Annotated in this window: 5 protein-coding genes; 3 read left to right on the forward strand and 2 right to left on the reverse strand. The window is 69.9% G+C overall.

Annotated features, from left to right (window positions below):
• Positions 1–21: 21 nt before the first annotated feature.
• Together FNH08_RS12305 and FNH08_RS12310 are read left to right on the forward strand one after the other, a co-directional pair.
• Positions 22–5232, forward strand: coding sequence for a family 43 glycosylhydrolase (locus FNH08_RS12305; protein ID WP_152771513.1), 5211 nt, complete (start codon positions 22–24; stop codon positions 5230–5232).
• A 177-nt stretch (positions 5233–5409) separates the two neighbouring features.
• Entirely contained in the window at positions 5410–6891 is a 1482-nt protein-coding gene (locus FNH08_RS12310) for a hypothetical protein (protein ID WP_152771514.1), read from the forward strand.
• Here the strand turns inward: FNH08_RS12310 and FNH08_RS12315 are convergent.
• Positions 6888–7784 (reverse strand): LysR family transcriptional regulator, encoded by an 897-nt coding sequence (locus FNH08_RS12315; RefSeq protein ID WP_152771515.1) that lies wholly within the window; start codon positions 7782–7784, stop codon positions 6888–6890. The genes FNH08_RS12310 and FNH08_RS12315 overlap by 4 nt on opposite strands.
• Before the next feature lie 124 nt (positions 7785–7908).
• Between FNH08_RS12315 and mgrA the strand changes: the two genes are divergently transcribed.
• A complete protein-coding gene (gene mgrA, locus FNH08_RS12320; protein WP_152771516.1) occupies positions 7909–8898 on the forward strand; it encodes an L-glyceraldehyde 3-phosphate reductase in 990 nt (329 codons plus the stop codon).
• Between the two features lie 36 nt (positions 8899–8934).
• Here mgrA and FNH08_RS12325 read toward each other — a convergent pair whose 3' ends face one another.
• A complete protein-coding gene (locus FNH08_RS12325; protein WP_152771517.1) occupies positions 8935–9972 on the reverse strand; it encodes an alpha/beta hydrolase family protein in 1038 nt (345 codons plus the stop codon).
• Positions 9973–10459 lie beyond the last annotated feature (487 nt).

The following is a 10459-nucleotide window of genomic DNA, read 5'->3' on the forward strand; positions in this document are numbered from 1 at the left end:
CCTCAGCAGGGAAGACACCACATGACGAATACCGCACGACCTCGCCGCGCGAGACGCTGGGCGGGCCATCTCGCCGGACTCGCTGTCGCCTCGCTCTTCCTCGGTCTGGCGGGCCCCGCCGTTCCCGCGGCGCGGGCGGCGGACACCGCGGACGTCACCGACGGCCTGGTCCTGCGCTACAAGCTCGACGCCTCCTCCGGCACCACCGTGACCGACGCCTCCGGCAACGGCCGTGACGGCACCGTGAACGGCACCGCCGGCTGGTCCGGCAGCGGAGAAGGGCTCGCCTTCAACGGCTCCGACACCTACGTCAAGGTGCCGAACAACATCATGAGCGGCCTGGACTCGATCACCGTCTCGATGGACGTGAGGATCGACTCCACACAGGCCACCCCGTACTTCATCTACGGCTTCGGCAACACCAGCGGCAGCGCGGGCAACGGCTACCTCTTCACCACCGGCGACGGCTTCCGCACCTCCATCGCCACCGGCAACTGGTCCACGGAACAGACCACCAGGCCGTCCACCTCCCCGAACCTCACCCGCTCCGTCTGGAAGCACATCGCCTACACCCAGACCGGCAGCACGGGCGTGCTGTACGAGGACGGCGTCGAGGTGGCCCGCAACACGGCGGTCTCCATCACCCCCGGCGGCATCGGCTCGGGCACCACCACCGCCAACTACCTCGGCAAGTCCGTCTATCCCGGTGACAAGCTCTTCAAGGGCAACATCCGCGACTTCCGCGTCTACGACCGGGCACTCGCCTCCCCGGAGGTCGAGCAACTCGCCCTCCCCGTCGACACCCAGGGCGTCGCCGACGACAAGGCCGCCCTCACCCTCGGCGACACCAGCGCCGTCACCGACGACCTGACCCTCCCGACCGTCGGCACCGCCGGCGGCTCGAAGATCAGCTGGGCCTCGGACAACTCCGACGTCGTCTCCGCCACCGGCAAGGTCACCCGCCCGGCCGCCGGCGAACCGAACGGACACGCCACGCTCACGGCGACCCTGAAGAAGGGTGCCGTGACGGCCACCAAGTCCTTCGACGTCACGGTCCTCCCCGACTTCGACGACACCACCGCCACCGAGAAGGCGGCCGAGGAACTCAACGTCCACAACCTCGACGACGCGCGCGGCAACCTCACCCTGCCGACGAGCGGCGCCTACGGCACGAAGGTCGACTGGTCCTCCGCGAACCCGGACGTCGTCTCCGCCGGCGGCGTGGTCCACCGTCCCGCGCACGGCGACGGCGACACCACCGCGAAGCTCACCGCCACCGTCACCAAGGGCGACGCGAAGGCGACCCGCGAGTTCACCGCCAAGGTGCCGCAGCTGCCGAAGAAGGAAGCCCTCAAGGGCTACATGTTCAGCTACTTCACCGGCGAGGGCACCGCGGACGGCGAGCAGCTCTACGCGGCCCTCAGCAAGGGCGACGACCCGCTGAAGTGGCGCGAGTTGAACGACGGCAAGCCGGTCCTGACCTCCTCGCTCGGCGAGAAGGGCCTGCGCGACCCGTTCATCATCCGCTCGCCGGAGGGCGACAAGTTCTACCAGATCGCCACCGACCTCAGGATCTACGGCAACGGCAACTGGGACGCCTCCCAGCGCACCGGCAGCAAGTCCATCATGGTCTGGGAGTCCACCGACCTCGTCCACTGGACCAACCAGCGCCTGGTCAAGGTCTCGCCCGACAGCGCCGGCAACACCTGGGCGCCCGAGGCGTTCTACGACGAGCAGCGCGGCGAGTACGTCGTCTTCTGGGCGTCGAAGCTGTACGACAACCCGGAGCACTCCGGCGACACGTACAACCGCATGATGTACGCGACCACCCGCGACTTCTACACCTTCAGCGAGCCCAAGGTGTGGATCGACCGCGGTTACTCGGTCATCGACTCCACGGTGATCCAGCACGACGGGACGTATTTCCGTCTCTCGAAGGACGAACGGAACAACACCTCCTCCACCCCCAACAGCAAGTTCATCTTCGAGGAGAAGAGCGACTCGCTCCTCGACACCTCCTGGACCGCGGTCGCCGAGGGCATCGGCAAGGGCGCGATGAACGCGGCCGAGGGGCCGCTGGTCTTCAAGTCCAACACCGAGGACAAGTGGTACGCGTTCCTCGACGAGTTCGGCGGCCGGGGCTACATCCCCTTCGAGACGACGAACCTCGCCTCCGGCAACTGGACCCCGGCCACCGACTACGACCTGCCGTCCAAGCCCCGCCACGGCACCGTGCTCCCGGTGACGCAGGCAGAGTACGACCGGCTGCTGCGCGCCTACCAGCCGGACCAACTCGTGGAGAGCGTCGAGGACATCAAGGTCAAGACGGGTATCGGTGACGCACCGGTCCTGCCGGCCACGGTCGTCGCCGAGTACGCCGACGGCGTCAAGCGTCCCGTCTCCGTCACCTGGGACGACGTCCCCGCGTCGGCCTACGCCCAGGCCGGTACCTTCACGGTGAAGGGCAGCCTGCCGGACGACACCGCGATCGAGGTTCGCGCCGAGGTCACGGTCTCCGAGCAGGGCCCGGACGTACCGGCCGACCTCCTCCTGCGCTACGACTTCGACGAGACCGGCGGCAACATCGCCCGCGACTCCAGCGGCCACGGCTACCACGGCACCTACGTCCGTACGCCCGAGTTCGGTACCGGCGTGAAGGACGGTTCGTTCAAGATGTCCGGCGGTTCCAGTGGTTCCACGACCTCGCCGTACGTCCGGATACCCAACGGCGTCCTGAAGGGCGCCGACAGCGTCACCGTCTCGACGTACGCCAAGTGGAAGGGCGGGGACAACTTCCAGTGGCTGTTCGGGCTCGGCCCCGACAGCAACAAGTACCTGTTCGCCACCCCCTCCAACGGCGGCTCCAGCCTCTACTCAGCCATCACCAAGGCCAGTTGGTCGGCGGAGTCGAAGCTGTCGGGCCCGCAACTGCCCGCCGGGGAGTGGAAGCACGTCACCGTCACCCTCAACGGCGCGACTCAGACCGCGGTCCTCTACGTGGACGGCATCCAGGCCGCCCGCGCGACCGGAGTGACCACCAAGCCGTCCGAGCTGTACGACGCGAGCAAGGGCTACAGCGGCTACATCGGCAGGTCGCTCTACGACGCCGACCCGTACTTCGGCGGCGAGGTCGACGACTTCCGGATCTACAACCGGGCGCTGTCACCCGCCGAGGTCCTGGAGCTCAGCGGCAACACCACCGGCATCTCCGCGGCCACGCACCCCGACCTCAAGGTCGACGCGATCGTCGACGACAAGGACAGCAGGGTCGTCCTGCCGCTGAACGAGGACGCCGACATCACGTCCCTCGCCCCCGAGTTCACCCTCGCCCACGGCGCGGCCATCAGCCCCGCCTCCGGGTCGGTGCACGACTTCACCGAGCCGGTCACGTACGAGGTCACGGGCTCGGACGGCAGGAAGCGCACCTGGACGGTGGAGGCGCAGCGCATGCGCACCCCAGTCCTGCCGGGACTCAACGCCGACCCCAACATCGTCCGCTTCGGCGACACCTTCTACCTCTACCCGACCACCGACGGCTTCGAGGGCTGGAGCGGCACGCAGTTCAAGGCGTACTCCTCCAAGGACCTGGTCCACTGGAAGGACCACGGCGTCATCCTGGACCTGGGCCCTGACATCTCCTGGGCGGACAGCCGGGCCTGGGCGCCGACGATGGCCGAGAAGGACGGCAAGTACTACTTCTACTTCTCCGCCGACGCGAACATCGGTGTCGCGGTCTCCGACTCGCCCACCGGCCCGTTCAAGGACCCGCTGGGCAAGCCGCTGCTCAAGGCCGGGCAGTACACCGGCCAGATGATCGACCCCGCGGTGTTCACGGACGACGACGGTCAGTCGTACCTCTACTTCGGCAACGGCCGTGGATACGTCGTCCCGCTGGGCGACGACATGATCTCGTTCCACGCGTCGAAGGTCACCGACATCACGCCGAGCGGCTACAACGAGGGCTCCTTCGTCATCAAGCGCAAGGGCACCTACTACTTCATGTGGTCGGAGAACGACACCCGGGACGAGAACTACCGCGTGGCCTACGCCACCGGCTCCTCGCCCACCGGCCCATGGACCAAGCGCGGCGTGATCCTCAGCAAGCGCCTCGGCCTCGGTATCAAGGGCCCCGGCCACCACTCGGTGGTCCACGTGCCGAACACCGACGACTGGTACATCGCCTACCACCGCTTCGCCATCCCCGGCGGTGACGGCACCCACCGCGAAACCACCATCGACAAGCTGGAGTTCGACGCCGACGGCCTGATCAAGGACGTGGAGCCCACCCTCACCGGCATCGACCCGGTCACCATCGTCCACGCCGGACCGGACGCCGACGGCAAGGAGGGCAGCGCCATCGCCCTCACCGGCACCGTCTCCGGGGCCGGCGGGCCGAAGTGGACGGTCGAGGACGGAGCGCCCTGCGTCTTCTCCGACCCCAAGGCCGTCCCGACCACGATCACCTGCGCCGACGACGGCACCTACGCGGTCACCCTGACCGGTGGCCGCAGCAGCGACGCCCTGAAGGTCACGGTCGGCAACGCGGCACCGGTCATCGGCTCGGCGAGCGGTCCCAAGTCCCCGGCTCCCGTCGGCAGGCGCACGGTCGTCACCGCCGAGTTCGACGACCCGGGCACGGGCGACACGCACACCTGCGAGGTCGACTGGAAGGACGGCACCAAGCCGACGACCGGCACCGTCACCGGCTCCGTCTGCGAGGCCACGCACACCTACACCACGGCGGGCATCCGGCGTCCGGTGATCACCGTCACCGACGACGACGGCGCCTCGGACAGCACGACCCTCCCCGAGGTGATCGTGTACGACCGGGCCGCGGGTCCGGCGCTCGGTGTCGGCTTCCTCTCCTCGCCGGCCGGTGCCTACCCCGCCAAGCCGTCACTGACCGGCTCCGCGGCCTTCTCGTTCGACGCCCGCTACAAGAAGGGGGCCGAGGTGCCGTCCGGCCACGCCACCTTCGACTTCCTGAAGGCCAAGCTGAAGCTCCGTTCCACCGGCTCGGACTGGCTCGTGGTCACCGGTTCGAAGGCCGTGTACCAGGGCTCAGGAAAGGTCAACGGCACGAGCGGCTACGGCTTCCGGATCACGGCCACCGACGGCCGCCCGGACACGTTCCGCATCGAGATCTGGAAGAACTCCACCGGCCAGGTCGTCTACGACAACCGGACCGGCGCAGACACCAAGGGAATCACCGTGGGCGACCACCGGCCGTAGGCCGGACCTCGTCCCACCCTCGCCGAGCGGCGCCCGGGCACAGTCCCGGGCGCCGCTCGGCGTGCTGTCTGCGCGGCATTGCGCCGGATGGACCAGCTCAGCAGCACGCACACGAGTCGGCCTGACTAGCTTGCCCATATATGTCCTTTTGTTCCCGTTCGGGATGAAGGGTGGGCGATGGTCAACAGCTCGAACGCCGCGCTGGTCGACGCGCCGCAACCCGGGTCGCCCGCGCTCGCCCGGAAGCCCTGGCGCGTGCGGGGCGAGGGGTGGTTCCTGGCGGTCGCGGGGGCGTTCACGCTGGCCCAACTCACCCTCGTACGCCCCGGTATGGGCCTCGGCTGGGACGAGACGGTGTACATCAGCCAGGTCAGCTCGCATGCTCCGCCGGCGTTTTTCAGCGCACCGCGCGCCCGTGGCGTCTCGTGGCTTGTCGCACCGATCACCACGTGGTCGTCGTCCACCGCGCTCCTGCGCACCTACCTGGCCCTGCTGTCGGGACTGGGGCTGTTCCTGGCGCTGCGTGCCTGGCGAGGGGTGCTCCCGATCCGGGTGGTGGCCCTCGGGGGCGCGCTCTTCGCCACGCTGTGGGTGACGGTCTACTACGGCCCGCAGGCCATGCCCAACTACTGGGTGGCGATCGGTGCCCTGGCCTGCGTCGGCTGTTTCCTGCGGGCCCGGGCCGACCGCGCCGACCGGTGGGCGCCGTGGGGCATGGGCGTGAGCGCGGCGCTGATGGCGGTGATGCGGCCCACCGACGCGGTGTGGGTGGCCCTGCCGCTGCTGGCCCTCTCGGTGTGGGCGCGGCGCCCCCTCCTGCCGACTGCCCTCCTGGCGGGGCTCGCCGTCGGCGCGGCGCCCTGGGTGATCGAGGCGTACACCGGCTTCGGCGGCCCGGTGCAGCGGCTGGCCGACGCCTCCCGGGTCCAGGGCGGACTCGGCTGGCACCTCGCCGTCGACGACCAGGCGCGCACCCTGGACGGCCGCACCCTCTGCCGCCCGTGCACCGGACCACCGGCCCACCTCGCGGTGGCTGCCTGGTGGTACGCCCTCCCGGTGTTCGCCGCCCTCGGGACCTGGGTCGCGATCAGGGCGCGACGTGCGGCACCCGCACTGGTCCTGGTGGCCTGCGCCACCACGGCGGCCGTCCCGTACCTGTTCATGATCGGATACGCGGCCCCACGCTTCCTGCTCCCCGCCTACGCGCTGCTCGCGATCCCGGTCGCCGACGCGCTCGTCCACCTGGTGACGGCACCGAGGGGGAGATGGCGGCCGTTCGCCGTGACGGTGGTGGCGCTCGGCCTGATCGGTCACCTAACAGCCCAGCTCGTGGTGCTGACCCACACCGCGAACCGCACCCACGCGGGCCACAGCGACTGGGCGCGCACCGCCGGTGACCTGCACCGCCTCGGGGTGCGGCCACCCTGTCTGCTGACCGGCCACCTGGCCATCCCGATCGCCTTCTACGCGGGGTGTTCCGCCGCCCACACCGACGGCAACAACGCCAACACCACCCGGGCGGAGCTCCTGCGCGCCGCCCGGCGCGCCCCGTTCGGCGTGCTCACCCCACCGGGATCGGCCCCACCCGGGTACGCCCGCACCTGGCCCGTCCGCCGGTACGACCACGCGGACCTGTACGTGGCCCCGTCCGCTCGCTAGCCGCAGCCCACCGCGGGGTCGTCCAGCAGCCGCATCAGCGCACGGGCCGCCGGGCTGGTGGCCTCGGGGGGCGGAAGCATCGCGACGGTGTCGTACGAGGTCTCGCCGGCGCCCTTCAGGGGGAGTGCGGCGAGGGCCGAGGCCTCGCGTTTGTGGCTGAAGTGCCGGGGGACGACGGCTATGCCGAGGCCCTCCTGGACGAGGTCGAGGAGGCTGTGCACGTCGTTGACCTCCAGGGTCACCGTCCGCTGTACGTCCGCCGCGGCGAAGGCCGCGTCGGTGGTGCGGCGCGGACCCCAGTCGGGGTGGAAGTCCACGAAGGCCTCGCCGCCGAGGTCCTCGGGCGTGACCGCGCCCCCGCTCGCCAGCCGGTGCGTGGGGTGGCACAGCACGGTCATCGGCTCACTGGCCAGCGGGATGCAGCGCAGTTGCGCGGTGTCGGCGCGGGTCGTGACCGCGAACGCCAGATCGAGGCTCCCGGCGGCGATCTCCTCCGCCAGCGCGCCGGAGCCGGCCTGCCGGAGCCGGATCTCCACGTCCGGGTGACGCCGGCGGAACGCGGCCAGCAGCTTGGCCACGCACACCCCGGCTATGCACTGCTCGGTGCCCAGCGACAGCGTGCCGCGCACCACGCCCCGCACCGCCGCCACGGCGTCATGGGCAGCACGGACCTGCGCGAGGATGCGCCCGGCCTCGGTGAGCAGGGCCTTCCCGGCCTCCGTGAGCGTGACCCGGCGCGTGGTGCGGACGAACAGCGGCGCCTGGAGCTCCCGCTCCAGCGCGCGGATCGACGCCGACAGCCCTGACTGCGACACCATCAGCCGCTCGGCCGCCCGGGTGAAGTGCTGCTCCTCGGCGACCGCGACGAAATGCTGGAGGTGACGCAGTTCCATGATTGAGAAGCGTAGACGCTGAATGCCATCCGATTCCCCTGTTGGACCGGCACCCCGTGCGCGGGTGAGAGTGGAGACCTGTTTTTCGGGTTTCCAGGTTTTTCCGGCTTTCGAGGAGTACGCGTTGTACACCGCACACCCCGACCGTTACGCGGACATGCCCTACCGGCGCACCGGACGCAGCGGCCTGAAGCTCCCCGCGCTCTCGCTCGGCCTGTGGCACAACTTCGGCCCCGACCGGCCGGTGCAGACCCAGCGGGCCATCCTGCGCCGCGCGTTCGACCTGGGCGTCACCCACTTCGACCTGGCCAACAACTACGGCCCGCCGCCGGGCGCCGCGGAGAGCGCGTTCGGCGAGGCGCTGAAGGCCGACCTCGCGCCGTACCGCGACGAACTCGTCATCTCCACCAAGGCCGGTTACCTGATGTGGCCCGGCCCGTACGGCGAATGGGGCTCGCGCAAGTACCTGCTGTCCTCGCTCGACCAGAGCCTGGCCCGCATGGGCCTCGACTACGTCGACATCTTCTACTCGCACCGCCCCGACCCGGACACTCCGCTGGAGGAGACGATGGGCGCCCTGCACTCGGCGGTGCAGCAGGGCAAGGCGCTGTACGTGGGCGTCTCCAACTACTCGCCCGAGCAGACCCGTGAGGCCGCCCGCATCCTGGGCGAGCTGGGCACCCCGCTGCTGATCCACCAGCCGCGTTACTCGATGCTCGACCGCCGTCCCGAGGACGGCCTGCTCGACGCCCTCGACGAGCTCCAGGTCGGTTCCATCGCGTACTCGCCCCTCGAACAGGGCCTTTTGACCGGCCGCTACCTCAACGGCATCCCCGAGGACTCCCGGGCCGCGAGCGACAGCCCGTTCCTGAACGCCGACAAGGTCACCGAGGACCTCGTGCAGCAGCTCCGTGACCTGAACGACGTGGCCGCGTCCCGCGGCCAGTCCCTCGCCCAGATGGCGCTGGCCTGGGTCCTGCGCGGCGGCCGTGTCACGTCCGCCCTCATCGGCGCGAGCAGCCCCCAGCAGTTGGAGGACAGTGTGGTGGCCATCCGCAACCTGGACTTCGCGCCGGAGGAGCTGACCCGGATCGACGAGATCATCAAGGGCTGAGCCGCTCCAGGATTCAGGCGCCCTCCACGGCCCGGTTCACCCCAGATGGCGCTCGAAGAACGCAAGCGTCGTCCTCATCGAGTCCGGCCACCGCGGCCCGAACGTGTGTCCCTCGCCGTCGTACGTGACCAGTTCGACATCCTTGCCCGCCTTCTCGAAGGCGGCGGCGGTCTCCCGCGACCAGGCGAGGGGGCACGTGTCGTCGGCGGTGCCGTGGAGGATCACCAGCGGCTCGGTCACGCGGTCGACGTAGGTGACGGGCGAGACCTGTTCCCAGAACTCCGGGTTCTCCTCCGGTGTGCCGTGCGCCGCTTCGATCTCGGCGACGATCGGATCGCCCTCGCGGCGCTGGAAGCGGTCGAGGTTCTCGGCAGGACGGGAACTCACCGGCGCGAACACCACGGCCGCGTCGACCAGACCGGGGGCCACCACCATCGTGTTGTACACGACGCCGCCGCCCATCGACCGTCCCAGCAGGCCGATCCGGTCGACGTCGATCTCCGGACGTCCGGACGAACGCAGCGCCAGCACGGCGCCGATGACGTCCTCGGTGGACCCGAGGCGGAGGTTCACATCGTTGTCGGGGTCGTCGTCGGACCCCGCGTGGTTGCGGTAGTCCGTGTGGAGCACCACGTAGCCTTCGCGGGCCAGAAGATCCTGTTCCCGGGGCATCCCGCCGCCCGTGGTGTAGACGGTGGGGTCGATGTACCCGTGGGCCAGCACCAGCGCCGGGAACGGGCCCTCGCCCTCGGGGACGTTCATGATGCCCGAGACCGTCAGCCCGTTCACCTCGTACGTGACCGCGTACCGGGTGTAGGCGGCGGTCCGGGCGAGCACGGAACCGAGCCGTAGATCCGTACCCCGGTGCTCGCGCGCGATCAGGCCCGGGATCGACACCGGGTCGGCCGCCGTCGGCGTGGGAGAGCGGGGCGTCGGGCCGGTGCTCTCGGGCTCGGTCCGGGCAGAAGCCGACGGGCTCGTACGCGCCGAGCCACCCTCGTCACCGGCGGTGCAGCCGACCGGGACCACCAGCAGCAGCCCCACGGCGACACCCACCGTGCGCCTCCACCGCATGCGCCCATTGTCCCCGATCGGGCGCCACGGGGTGGGTGGATCAGTAGGTCGGTGGCGAACTCGTGACGCTCGGTGTTCGCGGGACAGGGTCCGATTCCGAATCGTTTCAGCCAACTCCGGTCACGCATATGCCAGGAGACTGGCTGGAATGGCATGGTGACAGAGCGTCAGGAGTGGCGATACTCGATTCCAGGGTTGATTGCGCCATGAACATTCCGCGCCACTGTGTGCGATCGGCGCATCGCCCGAGGTGTACGACGAGCTTGGCGCAGAGCGAGCGGTGGCCGGACCGGGCAGTCAGCGGTGCGATGGGGGAGCGAACGTGCACGACGAATTCCTGTGCCACATCACCGCATACGGCATATGCGGCGGACAACGCGTGGGTGTTCCGCTGGGAACCTACCGCGCGCCCACTTTAGCCCTGGCCCTGTGGTGGATGCGCGACCGCGCGTTATGGATCGCCGAGCGGCTCGACCCCCACCCCGAC

It is taken from the genome of Streptomyces spongiae (assembly GCF_009377185.1).
In the GTDB taxonomy this organism is placed as follows: domain Bacteria; phylum Actinomycetota; class Actinomycetes; order Streptomycetales; family Streptomycetaceae; genus Streptomyces; species Streptomyces spongiae.

Coding starts and splice junctions, on each gene's coding strand:
- FNH08_RS12310 (WP_152771514.1), top strand. CDS start 5,410: ATGGTCAACAGCTCGAACGCCGCGCTGGTCGACGCGCCGCAACCCGGG.
- FNH08_RS12305 (WP_152771513.1), top strand. CDS start 22: ATGACGAATACCGCACGACCTCGCCGCGCGAGACGCTGGGCGGGCCAT.
- FNH08_RS12315 (WP_152771515.1), bottom strand. CDS start 7,784: ATGGAACTGCGTCACCTCCAGCATTTCGTCGCGGTCGCCGAGGAGCAG.
- FNH08_RS12325 (WP_152771517.1), bottom strand. CDS start 9,972: ATGCGGTGGAGGCGCACGGTGGGTGTCGCCGTGGGGCTGCTGCTGGTG.